The following is a 19900-nucleotide window of genomic DNA, read 5'->3' as shown; positions in this document are numbered from 1 at the left end:
TGTCTCATCCGTCCTGGGGGCCGACAACGGAGTGAGCGATGGTGGATTTCGCGGGCAAGGTCAGTCTCGACATCCGGGATTCCGAACCGGATTGGGGGCCGTTCGCCGCGCCGACCGCTCCCGAGGGCGCGCCCAACGTGCTGTACCTGGTCTGGGACGACACCGGGATCGCCACCTGGGACTGCTTCGGCGGGCTGGTGGAGATGCCCACGATGAGTCGGATTGCCGAGCGCGGCGTCCGGCTGTCCCAGTTCCACACCACCGCACTGTGCTCGCCGACCAGGGCGTCGCTGCTGACCGGGCGTAACGCCACCAGTGTCGGCATGGCCACCATCGAAGAGTTCACCGACGGTTTCCCCAACTGCAGCGGGCGCATTCCCTTCGAAACCGCCTTGCTCAGTGAGGTTCTCGCCGAACAGGGCTGGAACACCTTCTGCGTCGGCAAGTGGCACCTGACCCCGCTGGAAGAGTCCAATATGGCCGGCGCCCGACGGCACTGGCCTACGCAGCGGGGATTCGAACGGTTCTACGGTTTCATGGGCGGCGAGACCAACCAGTGGTACCCGGACCTGGTTTATGACAACCACCCGGTCGCGCCGCCCGCGACGCCGGAGGACGGCTACCACCTGTCCAAGGACATCGCCGACAAGACAATCGAATTCATCCGGGATGCCCAGACGGTCGCGCCCGGAAAGCCTTGGTTCGGCTACATCTGCCCGGGCGCCGGCCATGCCCCGCACCATGTGTTCGCCGAGTGGGCCGACCGCTATGCCGGGCGCTTCGACATGGGCTACGAAGAGTACCGGGAAATCGTGCTGGCGAACCAGAAGGAGCTGGGGCTGGTGCCGCCGGACACCGCGCTGTCCGAGATCAACCCCTATGCCGATGTCACCAGTGCCGACGGCCAGCCTTGGCCGCTGCTGGACACGGTCCGACCGTGGGACAGCCTCGATGACTCCGAGAAGCGTCTGTTCGCCCGAATGGCCGAGGTGTTCGCGGGTTTCCAGAGTTACACCGACGCTCAGATCGGCCGGATCCTGGACTACCTGGAAGAGTCCGGACAACTCGACAACACCATCGTCGTGGTGATTTCCGACAACGGAGCCAGCGGCGAGGGCGGTCCGAACGGGTCGCCCAACGAGAACAAGTTCTTCAACGGCTACATCGACTCCGTCGAAGAGGCGATGAAACTCTTCGATCAGCTGGGCAGTCCGGAAACCTACAACCACTACCCGGTCGGATGGGCGATGGCGTTCAACACGCCCTACAAGCTCTACAAGCGCTACGCCTCTCATGAGGGTGGTATCGCCGACCCTGCGATCGTCAGCTGGCCCAACGGAATCGCCGCGCGCGGCGAGGTACGCGACGCCTATGTCAACGTGTGCGACGTGACCCCGACGGTCTATGACCTGCTCGGCATCACTCCGCCGGAGACCGTGCGCGGTGTTGCCCAACGTCCGCTGGAAGGCGTGAGTTTCAAAGCCGCGCTGGTGGATCCGGCGGCAGATACCGGCAAGCACACCCAGTTCTACACAATGCTGGGCACTCGCGGGATCTGGCACCGCGGCTGGTTCGCCAACACCGTGCATGCGGCGACTCCGTCGGGCTGGAGTCACTTCGACGACGACCGGTGGGAGCTCTACCACCTCGCCGAGGATCGCAGTCAGTGCCACGACCTGGCCGCAGAACACCCCGAGAAACTCGAAGAGCTCAAGGCGATGTGGTTCGCCGAGGCCGACAAGTACAACGGTCTGCCGTTGGCGGACTTGAACATCTTCGAGATGACCAGCCGGCAGCGGCCGTACCTGTCCGGCGACCGGACCGGCTACACCTATTACCCGAACACCGCCGAGGTGCCGTTGGGAGCGTGTGTCGAGCTTCGCGGCCGGTCATTTTCGGTATTGGCCCGAGTCACGGTGGATTCCGCTGCTGCTGAGGGACTGCTGTTCAAGCAGGGCGCCCGGCACGGCGGTCATGCGCTGTTCGTTCAGGACGGCAAGCTGCACTACGTCTACAACTTCCTCGGCGAGCGTGAGCAGTGGCTGTCATCGCCTGGACCGATTCCGTTGGGCCAGCACATTTTCGGTATCCGGTTCGAGCGCACCGGAACCGTCGAGGGCAGTCACACGCCGGTTGGCGAAGCCTCGTTGTACATCGACGACGAGGTGGTCGCCACCTTGCCCGACATGGTCGCCCAGCCGGGCGCCTTCGCGTTGGCCGGCGGTGGAGTCAGCGTCGGGCGCAATACCGGCCAAGCGGTGTCGTCGGCCTACCGTGCACCGTTCGCCTTCACCGGCGGGACCATCGCGGACGTCGCCGTCGACGTCAGCGGCGAGCCGTACCTGGACGTGAAAAGAAGTATCGCGGCCGCGTTTTCGCGGGATTGATCTCATGCTGACGGACCTCGTCGAGATCCCGGCCGGCGTGTTCCGGATGGGCTCGACGAGTTTCTATCCCGAAGAGGCGCCCATCCACAGCGTGGCGGTGCAGCCGTTCGCGCTGGAGCGTCATCCGGTGACCAATGCGCAATACGCCGAATTCGTCGCCGCGACCGGTTATGTGTCCCTCGCCGAGCAGGAACTCGATCCTGCGCATTACGGCGATGCCGAACCGGGCGCCCTGGTCTTCACCCCAACGGACGGGCCGGTCGATCTGCGTGACTGGCGGCAGTGGTGGCGGTGGATCCCCGGCACGAGCTGGCGGCACCCGTTGGGACCGCACAGCACTGTCGAGGACAAGCCGGATCATCCGGTGGTCCAGGTGGCCTATCCCGATGCGGCTGCTTTTGCCCGGTGGGCGGGGCGGCGGTTGCCGACCGAAGCCGAATGGGAGTACGCCGCCCGGGCCGGCAGCGCAAGCACCTATGCGTGGGGGGAGGAGGAGAGGCCGGGCGGTGCGTTGATGGCCAACACCTGGCAGGGCGCGTTTCCGTACCGCAACGACGGCGCCCTGGGCTGGGCCGGGACGTCGCCGGTGGGGACATTCCCGCCGAACGGCTGGGGGCTGGTCGACATGATTGGCAACGTGTGGGAGTGGACCGCCACCGAGTTCAGTGGCTATCACCGGCTCGACGCACCGCCGAAACCCTGCTGCGCGCCGGCCGGCCCCGCCGACCCGGACATCAGTCAGACCCTCAAGGGCGGGTCGCACCTGTGCGCGCCGGAGTATTGCCACCGTTATCGGCCTGCGGCTCGGTCCCCGCAGTCGCAGGACACGGCGACCAGTCATATCGGGTTTCGTTGCGCGGCGGACAGGGAGACATAGCGCGAAGGTGCGTGTCTGTACGTCTTGTCCCGGTGTGTCGCGTACAAGTACGCACCCTCATGGTCGGGGAACGGACCCTATCCAACGCTGAAAGGCGTCAACGTCGACGTTGCTGCCGCACACGACGGTGACCACGTGTCGGCCGGCGAAGCGGTCTCGGTCCTCGAGGATCGCCGCGATGCCCAGTGCGGCGGACGGTTCCACCACGAGGCCAGCATGGGTGAAGAGCATCCGCATACCGGCGACGATCGACGACTCCTGGACTAGGACGGCGTCGTCGACGACCAGCAAGAGATCATCCAGGACGGCCGGGATGGGACGCCGGGCGGCGACGCCGTCGGCGATGGTGTCGGTCGAGTCGGTGGTGACGACTTGCCGTTGACGCCACGACTGCGTCATCGCCGGGGCGCCGGCGGGCTGAACGCAGATCACCTCGACGCCAGGGGCGAGAGCTTTCAGTATGTGGCCGACCCCGGTGGCCAGCGCCCCACCCCCGAGAGCGATCAAGACGGCATCGAATGATCCCGGGGAGTCCAACAGTTCAAGGCCGATGGTTGCCGCAGCCTCGCAGGTCTCGACGTCCTGGCTGTCTTCGACCAGACGGATCCCTTCGCGTCGGGCGATGGCCGCCGCTTGTTCCCGCGCGGTGTCGAAGTCGCCGTCGGACAGCTGCAACGTGGCGCCCAGCGCGCGGATCCGGTCGAGTTTGGCCACCGGCGCCGTGCGGGATGCCACGACGGTGATGTCGAGTCCGCGGCGGCAACCCGACCAGGCCAGGGCATGGCCGAGATTGCCGGCACTGGCGCACACCGCGGCCTTGGATCCGTTGCCGAGCAGCCGGCTCGTGACGACCTCGGTGGCACGCGCCTTGAAGCTGCGCACCGGGTTTGCTGTCTCGAGTTTGATGCTCACCGTGCAGCCGAGGCCCCTACTCAGCGCCTCACAGGGATACAGCGGAGTGTCGAGAAACATCGGATCGATCAACCGGCGCGCCGCCCGGATCCGGCCGGTGTCGAGCCGCGTCCCCGTCATCCCCGGAGCGTAACGGCGGTGGGCATCTCAGACACCGCCGCGAAGGTGCATCGTTGTACGCCGCGCCCGGAGTGTCGCGGGCCAAACACGCACGCTGGGCGGATGGGCGATGAGCACGCTGGGCGGATAGCGGCACGAATTTGGTGCTGGGCGATACGTCACCTAAGCTCTAGGGGTTGCCGTGAGCAGACCTCGGCCAGCGCAAGTTGGCCCTGCGTGCTCATCGGCTCCGTAAGAACTGCAAGACCACGCACGTCCGGGGAGATTCCGGCTGGCACCGCCATGCCGCGCGTCGACTCGATTATTGAGGAGATCTGGTGATTCAGCAGGAATCGCGGTTGAAGGTCGCCGACAACACCGGCGCCAAGGAGATCTTGTGCATCCGGGTGCTCGGCGGCTCGTCGCGGCGCTACGCCGGCATCGGTGATGTCATCGTCGCGACCGTCAAGGACGCCATCCCGGGCGGCAACGTCAAGCGGGGTGATGTCGTCAAGGCCGTCGTGGTGCGCACCGTCAAGGAGCGTCGCCGCGCCGACGGCAGCTACATCAAGTTCGACGAGAACGCGGCCGTGATCATCAAGGCCGACAACGACCCGCGCGGAACCCGCATCTTCGGGCCGGTCGGTCGCGAGCTGCGCGAGAAGAAGTTCATGAAGATCGTCTCGCTGGCACCGGAGGTGTTGTAGATGAAGGTCCACAAAGGCGACACCGTCCTGGTCATCGCCGGTAAGGACAAGGGCGCCAAGGGCAAGGTCCTGCAGGCTTTCCCCACCCGCAACCGGGTCCTGGTCCAGGGCGTCAACCGGATCAAGAAGCACGTCGCGAACTCGGCCAACCAGGCCGGTGCGTCCTCGGGCGGGATCGTCACGCAAGAGGCCCCGATCCACGTTTCCAACGTGATGGTCGTCGACTCCGACGGTAAGCCCACTCGGATCGGCTACCGGGTGGACGCCGAGTCCGGCAAGAAGGTTCGCGTCTCCAAGCGCAACGGCAAGGACATCTAGAGATGACGACTGCAGAGAAGATCCAGCCTCGGCTGAAGGTGCGCTACCGCGAGGAGATCCGGGACGCGCTCAACAAAGAGTTCAACTACGCCAACGTGATGCAGATCCCGGGCGTGGTGAAGGTCGTGGTGAACATGGGCGTCGGTGAAGCCGCCCGGGACGCCAAGCTGATCAACAACGCGGTCACCGACCTGGCCGCGATCACCGGCCAGAAGCCGGAGATCCGCAAGGCCCGCCTGTCCATCGCGCAGTTCAAGCTGCGCGAGGGCATGCCGATCGGCGCCCGGGTCACCCTGCGCGGTGACCGGATGTGGGAGTTCCTGGACCGGCTCACCTCGATTGCTCTGCCGCGTATCCGCGACTTCCGCGGATTGTCGGCCAAGCAGTTCGACGGTTCCGGCAACTACACCTTCGGGCTGGCCGAGCAGTCGATGTTCCACGAGATCGACGTGGACTCCATCGACCGCCCGCGGGGGATGAACATCACCGTCGTCACCTCGGCGACCAACGACGACGAAGGACGAGCGCTACTGCGGGCTCTCGGCTTTCCGTTCAAGGAGAACTGACCATGGCTAAGAAGGCGTTGGTTATCAAGGCGGCCCGCAAGCCCAAATTCGCGGTGCGCGCCTACACCCGCTGCAACAAGTGCGGCCGCCCGCGCGCGGTGCTCCGGAAGTTCGGCCTGTGCCGAATCTGCCTGCGCGAAATGGCGCACGCCGGCGAGCTGCCCGGTGTGCAGAAGAGCAGCTGGTGAGGGTGGAGGAGCAGCCTAAATGACTATGACGGATCCGATCGCGGACTTCCTGACCCGTCTGCGTAACGCCAACTCGGCGTACCACGACGAGGTGACCCTGCCGCACTCGAAGATCAAGGCCAACATCGCCGAGATCCTCAAGCGCGAGGGTTACATCACCGACTACCACGTCGAAGACGCCCGGGTGGGCAAGGCGCTGGTGGTCAACCTCAAGTACGGCCCGAACCGGGAGCGCAGCCTCGCCGGTCTGCGCCGGGTGTCCAAGCCGGGCCTGCGGGTCTACGCAAAGTCGACCAACCTGCCACGGGTGCTCGGCGGCCTGGGCGTGGCGATCATCTCCACGTCCTCGGGTCTGCTCACCGACCGTCAGGCGGCCAGGCAGGGCGTGGGCGGCGAAGTCCTCGCGTACGTGTGGTGAGGGAGTAGCAGACATGTCGCGTATTGGTAAGCAGCCGGTCCCGGTTCCCGCCGGGGTCGACGTGACCATCGATGGTCAGAACGTATCGGTCAAGGGACCCAAGGGCACCTTGGAGCTCACCGTGGCGGAGCCGATCAACGTCGCCCGCAACGACGACGGCGCCCTCGTGGTGACCCGGCCGGACGACGACCGGCGCAACCGGTCCCTGCACGGCCTGAGCCGCACCCTGCTGGCCAACCTGGTCACCGGTGTGTCGGAGGGCTACGTCCGCAAGATGGAGATCTTCGGCGTCGGCTACCGCGTCGCGCTCAAGGGCAGCGACCTGGAGTTCGCGCTGGGCTACAGCCACCCGGTGCTGATCAAGGCTCCCGACGGCATCACCTTCGCGGTGGAGACGCCCACCAAGTTCTCGGTCTCGGGCATCGACAAGCAGAAGGTCGGCCAGATCTCGGCGAACATCCGCCGCCTGCGCCGCCCCGACCCCTACAAGGGCAAGGGCGTGCGCTACGAGGGTGAGCAGGTTCGCCGCAAGGTCGGAAAGACAGGTAAGTAGTCATGGCGCAATCACAAGCAGACCCCGCGGTCCGCAAGCCGGTCGGGCAGAACATCTCCGAGGTTCGGCGCGCGCACCGGATTCGCCGGCACGCGCGGCTGCGCAAGAAGGTGGCTGGCACCGCCGAGCGTCCGCGTCTGGTGGTGCACCGCTCCTCGCGGCACATCCACGTCCAGCTTGTCGACGACCTGGCCGGCCACACCGTGGCTGCGGCGTCGTCGATCGAGGCCGACGTGCGGGCCGTGGACGGCGACAAGAAGGCCCACAGTGTGCGGGTCGGCCAGCTGATCGCCGAGCGCGCCAAGGCCGCCGGTGTCCAGAACGTGGTGTTCGACCGCGGTGGCTACACCTACGGCGGGCGCATCGCTGCACTGGCCGACGCGGCGCGCGAGGGCGGATTGAACTTCTGATGACTGACGTGAAGATGACTGGAAGGACCGCATGATGGCGGAGCAGCCGACAGGGGCCTCCTCGGCAGGTCCCGACACGGGCAGCCGCAGCGACGGGCGCGACAACCGTGACAACCGGGGCGGACGCGGTGGCCGCGACGGCGGTCGTGGTGGCCGTGACAACCGGGACGGCGACAAGAGCAACTACCTGGAGCGCGTTGTCGCGATCAACCGGGTGTCCAAGGTGGTCAAGGGTGGTCGCCGGTTCAGCTTCACCGCGCTGGTGATCGTCGGCGACGGCCACGGCCTGGTCGGCGTCGGCTACGGCAAGGCCAAGGAAGTGCCTGCCGCGATCGCCAAGGGCGTGGAGGAGGCTCGCAAGGGCTTCTTCCGGGTCCCGCTGATCGGTGGCACCATCACCCACCCGGTTCAGGGTGAAGCCGCCGCCGGTGTGGTGTTCCTGCGCCCGGCCAGCCCCGGTACCGGTGTGATCGCCGGTGGTGCGGTGCGTGCGGTGCTGGAATGCGCCGGCGTGCACGACATCTTGTCCAAGTCGCTGGGCAGCGACAACGCGATCAACGTGGTGCACGCCACCGTCGCCGCGCTGAAGATGCTGCAGCGTCCCGAAGAGGTGGCGGCCCGACGTGGTCTGCCCATCGAAGACGTGGCTCCGGCCTCGATGCTCAAGGCTCGCCGCGAGAGCGAAGCGCTGGCTGCCGCTGCGGCGCGGGAAGGCACGGCGTAACCATGGCAAACCTGAAGATCACCCAGGTCCGCGGCACCATCGGTGCACGCTGGAAGCAGCGCGAAAGCCTGCGCACCCTGGGCCTGCGCAAGATCCGCCAGTCGGTGGTGCGTGAGGACAACCCGCAGACCCGTGGGCTGATCCGGGTTGTTCACCACCTCGTAGAAGTTGAAGAGGCCGGGGAGAAATAATGACGCCCATCAAGCTGCACGACCTGCGCCCTGCGCCCGGGTCGAACACCAAGAAGACCCGCGTCGGCCGTGGTGAGGGTTCCAAGGGTAAGACCGCGGGCCGCGGCACCAAGGGCACCAAGGCACGCAAGAACGTGCCGGTCCGGTTCGAGGGTGGGCAGATGCCGATCCACATGCGGCTGCCCAAGCTGAAGGGCTTCCGCAACCGGTTCCGCACCGAGTACGAGGTCGTCAATGTCGGCGACATCAACCGGTTGTTCCCGGAGGGTGGCACCATCGGCCTCGACGAGCTGGTCGCCAAGGGCGCGGTCCGGAAGAACACGCTGGTCAAGGTGCTCGGCGACGGCAAGCTGACGGTCAAGGCCGACGTCACCGCCCACAAGTTCAGCGGCAGCGCCCGCGACAAGATCACCGCAGCCGGAGGCACCGCCACCGAGCTGTAGATCTCGCCGCGCCGCGAGAAGTCACAGAATCGCACTCCACCGCTTGGTGGGGTGCGATTCTGCGTCTGGTCGCGGTGTCGCACGGCGCCGGTAGGCTCAAAATCATGTTCTCCTTGCTGACCGGCGTGCCCGGCCTGGACGACCTGCGCGGCGTCGCCCGTCGCATCGACACCGCCCGGCACCACGGCGTGCCCAACGGCGTGATCCTCGAACTCGACCTGCAGGAGCTGCCCCACGAGACCGGGGCTTTCGACCCGCTGGCGCTGATCCGTTCCGGTGGCCGGCCGCCGGTGCTGCGCGATGTGGTGGCCGCCATCCACCGTGCCGCCGAAGACCCGCGAGTAGCGGGATTGATTGCCCGGGTGCAGCTGTCGTCTGCGGCCGCCGGGCCGGTGCAGGAGCTGCGGGCGGCGATCGCCGAGTTCACCGCCGTCAAACCGTCGCTGGCCTGGGCCGAAACCTACCCGGGCACGCTGTCCTACTACCTGGCCTCGGCGTTCGGTGAGGTCTGGATGCAGCCGTCGGGGACGGTCGGGTTGATCGGTTTCGCCACCAACGCGACCTTCCTGCGCAGCGCGCTGGATAAGGCCGGCATTGAGGCGCAGTTCGTCGCCCGGGGCGAATACAAGTCGGCGGCCAACCTGTTCACTCAGGACTCCTACACCGAGGCGCACCGCGAGGCCGACACCGCTCTGGTGCAGAGCCTGCACGCTCAGGTGCGTGCGGCCGTCGCCGAGTCCCGCAACCTCGACGCCGGCGTCATCGACACCCTGGCCGACAAGGCGCCGCTGCTGCGTGACGACGCGGTGCAGTCGGGCCTGATCGACCGGATCGGATTCCGCGACGAGGCCTACGACCGGATCGCCGAACTGGCCGGAGCCGAGGACATCGCCGGCGCCGACGACGACAACGCGCCACCGCGCCTGTACCTGGGGCGCTACGCCCACGCCACGGCCGGCGGGTCTGGTCCCGCCTTGCCCGGGCGTAAGCCCAAGCCGGCGATCGCCGTGGTGACGGTGTCCGGTGCGATCGTCAGCGGCACGGGCGGGCCGCAGCTGTCGCCGTTGGGCAACCGCAACGTCGGTGGCGACACGATCGCCGCGGCGCTGCGAGAGGCGGCGGCCGATGATGAGGTCGCCGCGATCGTGCTGCGGGTGGACAGCCCGGGCGGTTCGGTCACCGGGTCCGAAACCATCTGGCGGGCGGTGCAGCAGGCCCGCGCGGCGGGCAAGCCGGTGGTGGCTTCGATGGGCGCGGTCGCGGCATCCGGCGGCTACTACATCTCCGCGGGTGCGGACACCATTGTGGCCAACCCGGGCACCATCACCGGATCCATCGGGGTGGTGACCGGCAAACTGGTGGCCCGTCAGCTCAAGGACCGCCTCGGGGTAGGCACCGACTCGGTGCGCACCGGTGCCAACGCCGACGCCTGGTCGATCAACGCTCCGTTTACCGCCGAACAGCAGGGGCAGGTCGAGACCGAGGCCGACCTGTTCTACAACGACTTCGTGGCGCGGGTGGCGCAGGGCCGCAACCTGTCCACCGAGGCGGTGGACGCGGTCGCTCGCGGGCGGGTATGGACCGGCGCCGACGCGGCCGAACGGGGGCTGGTCGACGAGCTGGGCGGGCTGCGCACGGCGGTGCGACGTGCCAAGGTGCTGGCCGGGCTCGACGCGGACGCGCAGGTCCGCACCGTGTCCTACCCCGGCTCGTCGTGGTGGGAGTTCGTCCGGCCGCGCCCCTCTTCGCAGCCGGCGGCGGCGCTGTCCGATGCGGTCGGCAACCTGGTGGTGCGGTCCCTGACCGGGCTCGTCGACCAGGTCGAACGCTCGGTCAACGGTGCGCAGGTGCTGTGGCTGGGGGAGTCGCGCTGGTAAAGCACGTAACGCAGAATCAACAATTCTCTTCGCGGCAGTAAAAGCTCGGTAACACGTCTTTAACGGGCCCCGGCCATCCTTAGAGCCATGAAACGGTTACTGCTGCTGGCAGGTCTGAGCGCGATGGTCGGCCTGGCCGCTCCCGCCAACGCCGCGCCCGCCGGTATCGATGGCCAGTTCCTGGCCACCCTGAGCGGAGCCGGACTGAGCCACCGGGCCAACGACGAGGCCACCGTGTCGGCCGGCCACGCCGTGTGTCAGCTGATGGACGCGGGGCTGTCGCCGATGGACACCGTCGTCGCGGTGCAGACCACCAACCCCGGCTTCACCATTCACACGGCTGCCCAGTTCGCCGCGATCTCGACGGCGCACTACTGCCCGCAGTACATGTAGTTTGTTCGCCGTGGGCCGCTAGGACTGCAGTCGGGCGCCCAGCACGTCCCGGAACAACGCCTGTCGCAGCGCGAGTTCGCGAGGGTCGCTGTAGAGGTGAAAACCCAGGCGGTTCATCACATATGAGTAGCCGATGCCGGTGTCGGGGTCGGCGAATCCGAAAGAACCTCCGAAACCCGGTGTGCCATAAGCTTTATCCGAGGAACCGAAGGCGGAGCCGAACGCCGGCTTGGACAGCCCCAGCGAGAACACCACCTCAACGCCCAACACTTTGTCGCGTTCGCCGCGAGACGGCGATGCCGGCATGGCAGTGAGCTCATCGCGCACACCGGGACTCAGCGGCAGGGCGGGATCCGCGGTTGCCGCGGCGCCGTAGAGTCGCGCGATCGCCGACGCGGAACCGATTCCGTTGGCCGACGGGATCTCCACGGCCCGCACGTCGTCCCGGTTGTAGTCGCCGTCCCAGGGCTTGATGTCGCGTGGCATGGAGCTCGCTCGTCCCAGCAGTCCGAACGGGTTGAACGATGCGGCCACCAGGGCGGCCGGCATCACATTGAGGTGCAGCAGGGACTCGGCGCGTTTCCACTGGTGCAACAACGCCACTTGGTCGCGGGTGACCGAGTTCGGCAGGCCGATGTACAGGTCCAGCCCCAGCGGGCCGGCGATTTCGTCGGCGAAGAACCGGCCCAGAGTGCGACCTGCCGGGTCGGTGCGACGGATCAGCTCGGACTCGTACCAGCCCAACGTGATCGCGTGATACCCGTGCCGGGTGCCCGGCACCCAGAGCGGCTTCTGGGCGGCGAGCATGGGCGCCAGGCGATCCGGGGCGGCGACGTCGGCCAGGGTCGGTGCGGGCTTCAGTGCGCTCAACCCGGCCTGATGGCCGAGGAGCTGGCGGACGGTGACCTCACCCTTGCCGGCCTGCGCGAACTCCGGCCAGTGGGTTGCCACCTTGTCGTCGTAGCCGAACAGGCCCCGCGAGACCGCCAGCGCCACGGCCAGGGCCGCCACGCCCTTGGTGCTGGAGAAGACGTTGACCATGGTGTCCGGCTGCCATGGCTCGCGCGCAACCCCGTCGCGGTAGCCGCCCCACAGGTCGACGACTTTGACGCCGTCGCGGTACACCGCGACGGCGGCGCCGACCTCGCGGCCGCTGGCGAAGTTGGCCCGGAACGCGTCGGCGACCTTGCCGTAGCCCACATCGACGTCTCCACCGATCAGACCTTGGGGAACCGCGACCTTGAGCACCATGGGGTGGTTATACCGCTGCCGGTCACCCGGCTATCCCCGAATGGTGAAAGCCGCGCTCCGAGCCCGCGCGGTCGTCCCGTTCAGGACACCTCGGTGCTCGGGGATCAGGAATCCCGTCGGCCAGTGCGCGAGTTTGCCCGATGGGCCGCGTAGTCATTTTTATGGGGGTCTCGCTATTTCGCATATGGGGGCCAATATGTAAGCAATATTACCTACTTGTGGTGACGGTCACACGCATCGGTAAACAATGATGTCGCCCATATGACCCAGCTCTCAATTTCGGCTAATTCTCAGGTCAGTCATGGTTTATTGCCGCAGGAGGCTCCGCAGATACCTAATTTTCAATTCGTCGCAAGCGTCAAATTCGGCTAACTTGCAGCGCGGGCAGGCCAAGTCGCGGTTGGCGTACTCCAGCGGAACCGACGACTAATTGGCGTGAATTCAGGAATTGAGGAATTCGGCATGAAGCAGAGTCGTGAAGGTCGGCAGGGTAACCGTTCAGGTGGTGTCGCTCGGCGGGTGGCCGGCGCGGGTAGCGCAGTCGGCGCCTTCCTGGCTTTCGGAGTGGGTCCGGTGGCAGGTGCTCCCGCTGCCACCGCTGACTTCGACGACCTGTTCTCGCAGCCGATCCTGGAGGTGTTCGAATCCTGGTCCGTGGGCTCGGACTTGTGGCTCACCGGGTCATCGGCCGACATCCTCGCCGGCCTCGACGCGGGTGCCGCGTTCGACTCGAGCATTTTCGCCTTTGACCCCACCCAGCCGTTGGGCCCGTGGCTGGCGGAGCTGGACCACCTGCTCTACTCGGGCTTCCAGAACTACGTGTATCTGCCGTTGTACGCCATCAGCCAAGACTTGATGGGCTACGCCGAACCGTTGCTCAACATCGTCAACCAGCCCTTCGTCGACCTGTTCGGTCGGGTGCTGATCGGCAACGGCATCGACGGCTTCGACGGCGTCAATGACTCGCTGCTGGGCAGCTCGGGAATCTTCGGCAACCTCGGCGATGGCGGGTTCCTGTTCGGTGACGGTGGCGCCGGGGTTGCCGGTAACGCCATCAATGCCGACGGCGGGATCGGTGGAGCGGCCGGACTGATCGGCAACGGCGGCGCGGGCGGCGCCGGACTCGACGGCGTTGCCGGCGGCGACGGCGGTGCCGGCGGGGACGGCGGTGCCGGCGGGGACGGCGGTGCCGGCGGCTGGCTGCTGGGCAACGGTGGCCTGGGCGGCGCTGGTGGTGCCGGTGGAATCGGTGGTGGCGCTGGTGGTTTCGGTGGTGCTGGCGGTGCGGCCATCTTCATCGGCAACGGTGGCGCCGGCGGCGCCGGTGGTGCCGGAGGTTTCGGCGGCGACGGTGCCGACGGAGCCACGTTCGGCGCGAGCGGTGACAACGGCGGCTTCGGCGGTATCGGCGGCAACGGTGGTACCGGCGGCCGGGCGGGCTTGCTGTTCGGCGCCGCAGGCAACGGCGGCAATGGTGGAATCGGCGGCGACGGTGGTGCCGGTGGTGACGGTCAGAACGGCCTGCACGGCACCAACGCCGGCGGTGCCGGCGTCAGCAGCGGCCTTCCCGGTCAAGACGGTATGGACGCCGGCGACGGTGGTAACGGCGGAAACGGTGGTGCCGGTGGTAACGCCGGTAAGGGCGGCGCCGGTGGATTCCTCGGTATTCACCCGGCTGGGGCTTCCGGCGTGGCCGGGGCCGGCGGCAGCGCCGGTGACGCCGGCAATGCCGGCAACGGCGGCAACGGCGGCAACGGTGGCAACGATGGAACCGGCCTTTCCGCCGGTGACGGTGGTAACGGCGGCGCGGGCGGTGACCGTGGTATCGCCGGCGTCGCGGGCCTCGGCGGCCTGAACAGTGACGGCACGCGTGCCGCCTCCGGCGCGGCCGGCGCGGTGGCGATCAGCGGTGGCAACGGTGGTCACGGCGGCAATGGCGGCAACGGCGGCGTGCTCAGCGACGGCCAGGGCCAAAACGGTGGCGCCGCCGGAAACGGTGGTGCCGCAGGGCGGATCGGCGACGGCGGCAACGGTGGTAACGGCGGGCACGGCGGCGACAGCGCCGCCGGTGCCGACGGCGCCAACCCCGGCGACGCCGGAGTGGACGGCAAGGTCGGCGGTTACGGCGGCCACGGCGGTAACGGCGGTGCCGGCGGTCGAGACGCCGGCAACTCCGGCAACGGCGGCAACGGCGGAAACGGCGCGGACGGCGGCGACGGCGGTGCGGGCGCCCACGGCGCCGACGGAATCTTCCCCGGCCAGGACGGCCAAGACGGCGGCCACGGCGGCAGCGGTGGCGATGGCGGCGCCGGCGGTAACGGTGGCAACGCGGGCGTGGTCTACAACGGTGTGGTCGGACTCAACGGCAACGGCGGCGACGCCGGTAACGGTGGCAACGCCAACACCCCCGGCAACGGCGGCAACGGCGCGGCCGGCGACGCGGAGAACCCCGACGGCGGCAAGGGCGGCAACGGCGGTAACCCCGGCACCGCAGGCAACGCCGGTATTGGCGGTGTGCACGGGACCGGCGGTAACCCGGCCAGCGGCGTCGACGGTCTCGACGGCGTCGCCGGGACCGGAGTGACCGGAATTCACGGCAACGGCGGTAACGGCGGTGCGGGTTATGACGCCTCGACCGACCCCGACGCCGTTCCAGGCGCGGACGGCGGCGCCGGCGGTGCCGGAGGTCACGGCGGCCTGATCGGCAACGGCGGAAACGGCGCGGCCGGCGGTAGCGGCGCGCTGGGCGCACTGGGCGCTGATGGCGATGTGCCCGGCGCATCGGGCGGTACCGGTGGCGCCGGGGGCGCTGGTGGTGCCGGGGGCGCCGGCGGTAATGGTGGCGCGCTGGCCGGTAACGCCGGTGACGGCGGCAACGGTGGTAACGGAGCCACCGGTGGTGCCGGCGGCACCGGCCAGGACGGTGCAACCGGCGTGGCCGGTGTCGACGACGGCGCGGGCGGTAACGGCGGCGACGGCGGTAACGGCGGTGTGGGCGGCAACGGCGGCGTGGGAGGTAACGCCGGCACCGCCGCCAACGGCAACGGCGGCAGCAACGGCGACGGCGGCAATGCCGGTGACGGAGGAAACGCCGGTAACGCCGGCAACGGCGGAACGGGTGCCGCCGGTGACGCCGACAACCCCGACGGCGGCAAGGGCGGTGACGGCGGCGACCGCGGTGAGGCCGGCCTGGGCGGAACCGGCGCCGGAGCCGGCACCGGCGGCAGCGGCGGTGCCGCCGGAAGCGACGGCGCCGCCGGCGCGGACGCCACTGCAGGAGGAGACGGCGGTGACGGTGGTCGAGGCTTCGACGCCACCGCCCCGGGAACCAACGGCGGCAACGGCGGTGCCGGCGGTAACGCCGGAGCCGTCGGCACCGGTGGTGACGGCGGCGCGGGGGGTACCGGCGCCAACGGCCTGGCGGGCGTGACCGACGGCAACGGCAACGGCACCCTCGGCGGCGATGGCGGTAAGGGCGGCAATGGTGGCGCCGGTGGTGCCGGCGGAACCACCTCCGGTGACGCCGGCAACGGCGGGATCGGCGGGGCCGGTGGCGTCGGCGGGATCGGCGGAAGCGGCGCCAACGGCACCGCCGGTGTCGACGCCACGGTGCCCGGCGGCAACGGTACGGCCGGCGGCGACGCCGGTGACGGTGGTGTCGGCGGTACGGGCGGTGGCGGCGGCAACGGTGGTGCCGGCGGCACTGCCACCAACGGCAACGACGGGCAGGCCGGCGCGGGCGGTGTTGGTGGCGCGGGCGGAAACGCCGGTAACGCCGGCAACGGCGGGGTCGGTGGCGCCGGCCTGGGCGGCGGTGCCGGTGCGGCGGCCGGCAACGGTGGCGACGGCGGCGACGGCGGCGTGCGCGGCACGGCCGGGGCCGGCGGCCAGGGCGGAACCAGCGGCGACGGGACCACCCAGGCGGCGAGCGGCGCCACGGGCGCCAATGCGACCGGTGGCGACGGCGGCGCAGGCGGTAGGGGTGGCGCGGCGACCAACGCGAGCCAGACCGGCGGCAACGGTGGAAAGGGCGGCAACGCCGGCCCCGACGGCCGCGGCGGCGACGGCGGTGTGGGCGGCAAGGGCTTCAACGGCGCCAACGGCACCAACTCCACAAACCCGAACGTGGACGGCACCAACGGCGGCAACGGCACCGCCGGCGGCGACGGCGGTGCGGGCGGTCTCGGCGGAACCAACTCCGGTGTCGGCGGCAACGGTGGAGCCGGCGGTGCGGGCGGCAACGGCGGCAACGGCGGCCACGGCAGCAACGGCACCACCGGAGGCAACGGCACCAGTGCGAACCCGGACGGCTCCGCCGGCGGCGACGCCAGCAGTGGCGGTAACGGCGGTAACGGCGCCGCCGGCGGCAACGGCGGCGCGGCCGGTACCGGGGCCAGTGGCGGCGGCACCGCCGGCGCCGGAGGCAAGGGCGGTAACGCCGGTAACGCCGGCAATGCCGGCAACGGTGGTAACGGCGGCGACGGGATCGCCACCAACACCACCGGATCGGGTGCACACGGCGGCCACGGGGGCAACGGCGGTAACGGCGGGGACCGCGGTACCGCAGGCACCGTCGGCGCCGGTGGTATCGGCGGTGACGGAACCCAAGCCGCGAACGGCTCCGCCGGATCGAGCGGTACCGGCGGCAACGGCGGTAACGGCGGCAAGGGTGCCGACGCCACCAGCACCGGCCAGTACGGCGGCAATGGCGGTAAGGGCGGCAACGCGGGTGCCGACGGCAACGGCGGCAACGGCGGTGACGCCGGTAAGGGCGCCAACGCGCCCACCGGACCCGGCGCGACCGGGGGGACCGGATCGACCGGTACCGACGGAACCCAGTCCGGCGACGCCAACGGCGGCACGGGCGGTACCGGTGGTAACGGCACCGGGATCGGCGGTAAGGGCGGCAACGGCGGTACGGGCGGTACCGGCGCCGACGGCGGCAGTGTTCCTGGCCAGTCGGCGGGTGCCGGCGGCACCGGCGGCACCGGCGGCAACGGCTCCAACGGCGCGGACGGCGGCTACGGCGGCAAGGGTGGCGACGGCGGCCTCGGCGGCAGCAACTCCGGTAACGGCGGTAACGGCGGCAAGGGTGGCGCCGGTGGCAATGGCAGCAGGGGCGGCGACGGCGGGGCTGGTGGTGCCGGCGCCAGCGGCGGTAACGGCAGCGACGCCAACCCCAACGGCGGCGCCGGCGGCAACGGCGGTAGCGGTGGTAACGGCGGCAGCGGCGGGAACGCGGCCGGCGGCAACTACGGCGGCAAGGGCGGCGCGGCCAACAACCCCAACGGCACCTCAGGCCAAGACGGTGCCAACGGCACCGACGGCACTCCGGGTGGTCCCGGAGCCGCCGGGCCGGGTGGGCCGGCCGGCGGTGGCGGCGCTGCTGCCGGCGGCGGCACGGCGGGCCCGCCCGGACAGCCCGGTGAGGGCGGCAAGGGCGGCGGGGTCATTCCCCCGAGCTGATAGCGGGGCGCCCCGCAACACGCCTATGGCCGCCGGTCCTTCGACCGGCGGCCACAGGCGTTGTCGTGGCAAGGTGCCGTTTAGAGCCGAATCGCCTCGATCGCAACCGAATTGCGCAGCCGCGCCACGATCTCACCGTCGGGAAAGGCGCGGCCGTAGTCGGCGAACACCGTCTCTCGGCCGCGCTCGCGCACCTGCCACCCGCGCTCGCGCAGGTATGCCCCGACCGGGTTTCGCTCGCCGGCGTACACCAGGGTGGTGATGTCGAGATCCAGACCTTGGTCGGCGAACCGCTGACCCAGCGACTGGTTGGAGCCGCTCAGCGCGGCCGCGCCGTCGGGGTGGTATTCGGTGGCCAGCCGGCTGCCCGGGGCGCTCAACGCGGTGATGTGGTCGAACAGCCGGTCCTGCGCTTCCGGCGGCAGATAGATGAGCAGGCCCTCCGCGCTCCACGCGGTGGGCTTCGTCTCGTCAAAACCGCTGTCGCGCAACGCAGCCGGCCAGTCGTCGCGCAGATCAACGGCCACGGCGCGGCGATCGGCGATCGGCTGGGCTCCCAGGTCGGCCAGCGTGCGGGACTTGAACTCGATCACGTCCGGCTGGTCGATCTCGTAGACCACGCTGCCCTGCGGCCAACCCAGCCGGTAGGCCCGCGAATCCAGTCCGGCGGCCAGAATGACCGACTGCCGGACGCCGGCGTCCGCGGCTTGCAGAAAGAAATCGTCGAAAAACCGGGTGCGCACCGCCATCACGGCGGTCATCGGGCCGGCGGCGGACTTGGCCTCCGCGGCCACCGCCGGGTCCAGCGTGCCGTCGACCATCTTGGTGAAGAAGTCGATACCGACCGCGCGCACCAGCGGCGCCGCGAACGGGTCGGAGATGATCGGCTCGGCCTCCGCGGTGGCCAGCGCGCGGGCGGCGGCGACCATGGTGGCGGTGGTGCCCACGCTGGAGGCCAGGTCCCAGCTGTCCCCAAGGGATCGTGCACCGCCGGTGCGTTCCATCACTGTCCTCCTCCCCGGACCGCGCTGATGTAGGCCAGCTTGCCGAAGCCGGGCTCCTCGTCGATATCCAGCGGTGGCAGCCCGTACTCGGCGAACAGTGCGTCGACGCCGCGGCTGTCTACCCGCCAGTCGTGGCCGGCCAGGTAACTACCCGCCTCGTTGCGGTCCCCGAAATAGAGCAATTCGGCCATGTCGATGTCCACCCCGTGGCTGCGCATCCGTTCCGCGGATTCCTGCATGCGACGGCGGGCCTGTTCTTCGGTGTCGGCGTCGAGGCCCGGGATGCTCTCGGTGGCGATCCGGCTGCCCGGTGCACTCAGTGCGGTGACGGTGTCCAGCAGCCTGTCCTGTGCCTCCGGTGGCAGGTAGCCCAGCAGGCCCTCCGCGCTCCAGGCGGTCGGCAGGGCGGGGTCGAAGCCCGCCGCTCGCAGCGCCGCCGGCCAGTCATCGCGCAGGTCGATCGAGACGGTCCGCCGGTCGGCTGTCGGTTCCGAGCCCTGCTCGGCCAGCACCCGGGTCTTGAAGTCGATCACCTCGGGCTGGTCGACCTCGTAGACGACGGTGCCCGACGGCCAGTCGAGGCGGTAGGCGCGTGAGTCCAGCCCGGACGCCAGGATGACCACCTGCCGGATGCCGGCATGGGTCGCCTCGGTGAAGAAGTCGTCGAAGAATCGGGTGCGCGCTGCCATGTTGTCGGCCATCCGGGCGAGGCCCGCGGGTGCCTCGTCACCGAATTCTTCCGGGGCGATCTCACCGCTGGCCAACCTGGTGAACAGATCCACGCCGACGGCGCGTACCAGGGGTTCGGCGAAGGGGTCGTTGATCAGGGGACGGTCGGCCCGGCTGGCGACCGCACGAGCCGCGGCCACCCCGGTGGCGGTGATGCCCACACTGGAAGCCAGGTCCCAGGTGTCTCCAGGAAATCGGCCGGTACTTGCCATGGTGCACACTCCTATCTCTCTAGCTTCTATCTAGCTATGCCGGTCGAGTGCCGCCGGGAAGTTAGTTAGCGTATTTAACGAGCTATCGATGACTGTACGCCGCTACGCTGATCGCACGCTGGCAGTGCCGCCAACGCCCGCCCGGCCCGCGGTGCGCAGCTGTTACTCTCGTAGA

General features: G+C 69.3%; 19 protein-coding genes. 15 read left to right on the top strand and 4 right to left on the bottom strand.

The annotated features are described in order from the left end of the window. Window positions 1-38: 38 nt before the first annotated feature. Both K3U94_RS18910 and K3U94_RS18905 read left to right on the top strand, forming a co-directional pair. Complete coding sequence (locus K3U94_RS18910) at window positions 39-2387, top strand: arylsulfatase (RefSeq protein ID WP_220694701.1); 2349 nt, start codon at window positions 39-41, stop codon at window positions 2385-2387. Between the two features lie 4 nt (window positions 2388-2391). Next, entirely contained in the window at window positions 2392-3264 is an 873-nt protein-coding gene (locus K3U94_RS18905) for a formylglycine-generating enzyme family protein (protein WP_220694700.1), read from the top strand. A gap of 57 nt (window positions 3265-3321) precedes the next feature. Here K3U94_RS18905 and K3U94_RS18900 read toward each other — a convergent pair whose 3' ends face one another. Continuing rightward, the gene (locus tag K3U94_RS18900) at window positions 3322-4296 is read right to left on the bottom strand and encodes a threonine ammonia-lyase (protein ID WP_220694699.1); all 975 of its coding nucleotides are present in this window, start codon (window positions 4294-4296) and stop codon (window positions 3322-3324) included. A gap of 317 nt (window positions 4297-4613) precedes the next feature. Between K3U94_RS18900 and rplN the strand changes: the two genes are divergently transcribed. The 12 genes from rplN to K3U94_RS18840 all read left to right on the top strand — a co-directional run bounded on the left by rplN (window position 4614) and on the right by K3U94_RS18840 (window position 11063). Next, complete coding sequence (rplN, locus tag K3U94_RS18895) at window positions 4614-4982, top strand: 50S ribosomal protein L14 (protein ID WP_024440402.1); 369 nt, start codon at window positions 4614-4616, stop codon at window positions 4980-4982. Next, entirely contained in the window at window positions 4983-5300 is a 318-nt protein-coding gene (rplX, locus tag K3U94_RS18890; RefSeq protein ID WP_047320735.1) for a 50S ribosomal protein L24, read from the top strand. 2 nt (window positions 5301-5302) lie between these two features. After that, window positions 5303-5866, top strand: coding sequence for a 50S ribosomal protein L5 (rplE, locus tag K3U94_RS18885; protein WP_046285615.1), 564 nt, complete (start codon window positions 5303-5305; stop codon window positions 5864-5866). Window positions 5867-5868: 2 nt separating this feature from the next. After that, window positions 5869-6054: a type Z 30S ribosomal protein S14 gene (locus K3U94_RS18880; RefSeq protein WP_024440399.1), complete on the top strand. Its 186-nt coding sequence runs from the start codon at window positions 5869-5871 to the stop codon at window positions 6052-6054. Between the two features lie 19 nt (window positions 6055-6073). Next, window positions 6074-6472, top strand: coding sequence for a 30S ribosomal protein S8 (rpsH, locus tag K3U94_RS18875; protein WP_013830245.1), 399 nt, complete (start codon window positions 6074-6076; stop codon window positions 6470-6472). A 13-nt stretch (window positions 6473-6485) separates the two neighbouring features. Continuing rightward, a complete protein-coding gene (rplF, locus tag K3U94_RS18870; RefSeq protein ID WP_047320736.1) occupies window positions 6486-7025 on the top strand; it encodes a 50S ribosomal protein L6 in 540 nt (179 codons plus the stop codon). 2 nt (window positions 7026-7027) lie between these two features. After that, window positions 7028-7435 carry a 50S ribosomal protein L18 gene (rplR, locus tag K3U94_RS18865; protein ID WP_220694698.1) on the top strand — a complete coding sequence of 136 codons (408 nt, stop codon included), beginning with the start codon at window positions 7028-7030 and terminating at the stop codon, window positions 7433-7435. Window positions 7436-7469: 34 nt separating this feature from the next. Then, window positions 7470-8159, top strand: a complete 690-nt coding sequence (gene rpsE / locus K3U94_RS18860) for a 30S ribosomal protein S5 (RefSeq protein ID WP_082134210.1) — start codon at window positions 7470-7472, stop codon at window positions 8157-8159. A 2-nt stretch (window positions 8160-8161) separates the two neighbouring features. Continuing rightward, window positions 8162-8350 (top strand): 50S ribosomal protein L30, encoded by a 189-nt coding sequence (gene rpmD, locus K3U94_RS18855; RefSeq protein ID WP_047320739.1) that lies wholly within the window; start codon window positions 8162-8164, stop codon window positions 8348-8350. Beyond that, window positions 8350-8793 carry a 50S ribosomal protein L15 gene (gene rplO / locus K3U94_RS18850; RefSeq protein WP_047320740.1) on the top strand — a complete coding sequence of 148 codons (444 nt, stop codon included), beginning with the start codon at window positions 8350-8352 and terminating at the stop codon, window positions 8791-8793. Before rpmD ends, rplO begins: the two co-directional genes overlap by 1 nt. Window positions 8794-8897: 104 nt before the next feature. After that, on the top strand, window positions 8898-10670 hold the full coding sequence (sppA, locus tag K3U94_RS18845) for a signal peptide peptidase SppA (RefSeq protein WP_220694697.1): 1773 nt from the start codon (window positions 8898-8900) through the stop codon (window positions 10668-10670). A gap of 87 nt (window positions 10671-10757) precedes the next feature. Continuing rightward, the gene (locus K3U94_RS18840) at window positions 10758-11063 is read left to right on the top strand and encodes a DUF732 domain-containing protein (RefSeq protein WP_047320741.1); all 306 of its coding nucleotides are present in this window, start codon (window positions 10758-10760) and stop codon (window positions 11061-11063) included. A gap of 18 nt (window positions 11064-11081) precedes the next feature. Here the strand turns inward: K3U94_RS18840 and K3U94_RS18835 are convergent, their stop codons facing one another. Further along, complete coding sequence (locus tag K3U94_RS18835; protein ID WP_220694696.1) at window positions 11082-12314, bottom strand: serine hydrolase domain-containing protein; 1233 nt, start codon at window positions 12312-12314, stop codon at window positions 11082-11084. 462 nt (window positions 12315-12776) lie between these two features. Between K3U94_RS18835 and K3U94_RS24315 the strand changes: the two genes are divergently transcribed. Then, window positions 12777-17780, top strand: a complete 5004-nt coding sequence (locus K3U94_RS24315; RefSeq protein ID WP_275564532.1) for a PE family protein — start codon at window positions 12777-12779, stop codon at window positions 17778-17780. Window positions 17781-17860: 80 nt separating this feature from the next. Here K3U94_RS24315 and K3U94_RS18820 read toward each other — a convergent pair whose 3' ends face one another. Both K3U94_RS18820 and K3U94_RS18815 read right to left on the bottom strand, forming a co-directional pair. Continuing rightward, window positions 17861-18784, bottom strand: a complete 924-nt coding sequence (locus K3U94_RS18820) for a class I SAM-dependent methyltransferase (protein ID WP_047320743.1) — start codon at window positions 18782-18784, stop codon at window positions 17861-17863. Next, a complete protein-coding gene (locus tag K3U94_RS18815) occupies window positions 18784-19725 on the bottom strand; it encodes a class I SAM-dependent methyltransferase (RefSeq protein WP_220694695.1) in 942 nt (313 codons plus the stop codon). The genes K3U94_RS18820 and K3U94_RS18815 overlap by 1 nt, the downstream gene beginning before the upstream one ends. Between the last annotated feature and the right edge of the window lie 175 nt (window positions 19726-19900).

The organism is Mycolicibacter heraklionensis (assembly GCF_019645815.1).
In the GTDB taxonomy this organism is placed as follows: domain Bacteria; phylum Actinomycetota; class Actinomycetes; order Mycobacteriales; family Mycobacteriaceae; genus Mycobacterium; species Mycobacterium heraklionense.
Note: the sequence above shows the minus strand (reverse complement) of the source record. Positions and strands in the feature narration are given on the sequence as shown.

Coding starts and splice junctions, on each gene's coding strand:
- K3U94_RS18880 (WP_024440399.1), top strand. CDS start 5,869: ATGGCTAAGAAGGCGTTGGTTATCAAGGCGGCCCGCAAGCCCAAATTC.
- rplR (WP_220694698.1), top strand. CDS start 7,028: ATGGCGCAATCACAAGCAGACCCCGCGGTCCGCAAGCCGGTCGGGCAG.
- rplE (WP_046285615.1), top strand. CDS start 5,303: ATGACGACTGCAGAGAAGATCCAGCCTCGGCTGAAGGTGCGCTACCGC.
- K3U94_RS18900 (WP_220694699.1), bottom strand. CDS start 4,296: ATGACGGGGACGCGGCTCGACACCGGCCGGATCCGGGCGGCGCGCCGG.
- K3U94_RS18840 (WP_047320741.1), top strand. CDS start 10,758: ATGAAACGGTTACTGCTGCTGGCAGGTCTGAGCGCGATGGTCGGCCTG.
- K3U94_RS18910 (WP_220694701.1), top strand. CDS start 39: ATGGTGGATTTCGCGGGCAAGGTCAGTCTCGACATCCGGGATTCCGAA.
- sppA (WP_220694697.1), top strand. CDS start 8,898: ATGTTCTCCTTGCTGACCGGCGTGCCCGGCCTGGACGACCTGCGCGGC.
- rplX (WP_047320735.1), top strand. CDS start 4,983: ATGAAGGTCCACAAAGGCGACACCGTCCTGGTCATCGCCGGTAAGGAC.
- K3U94_RS18905 (WP_220694700.1), top strand. CDS start 2,392: ATGCTGACGGACCTCGTCGAGATCCCGGCCGGCGTGTTCCGGATGGGC.
- K3U94_RS24315 (WP_275564532.1), top strand. CDS start 12,777: ATGAAGCAGAGTCGTGAAGGTCGGCAGGGTAACCGTTCAGGTGGTGTC.
- K3U94_RS18815 (WP_220694695.1), bottom strand. CDS start 19,725: ATGGCAAGTACCGGCCGATTTCCTGGAGACACCTGGGACCTGGCTTCC.
- rpsE (WP_082134210.1), top strand. CDS start 7,470: ATGGCGGAGCAGCCGACAGGGGCCTCCTCGGCAGGTCCCGACACGGGC.
- rpmD (WP_047320739.1), top strand. CDS start 8,162: ATGGCAAACCTGAAGATCACCCAGGTCCGCGGCACCATCGGTGCACGC.
- K3U94_RS18835 (WP_220694696.1), bottom strand. CDS start 12,314: ATGGTGCTCAAGGTCGCGGTTCCCCAAGGTCTGATCGGTGGAGACGTC.
- rplF (WP_047320736.1), top strand. CDS start 6,486: ATGTCGCGTATTGGTAAGCAGCCGGTCCCGGTTCCCGCCGGGGTCGAC.
- rplO (WP_047320740.1), top strand. CDS start 8,350: ATGACGCCCATCAAGCTGCACGACCTGCGCCCTGCGCCCGGGTCGAAC.
- rpsH (WP_013830245.1), top strand. CDS start 6,074: ATGACTATGACGGATCCGATCGCGGACTTCCTGACCCGTCTGCGTAAC.
- K3U94_RS18820 (WP_047320743.1), bottom strand. CDS start 18,784: ATGGAACGCACCGGCGGTGCACGATCCCTTGGGGACAGCTGGGACCTG.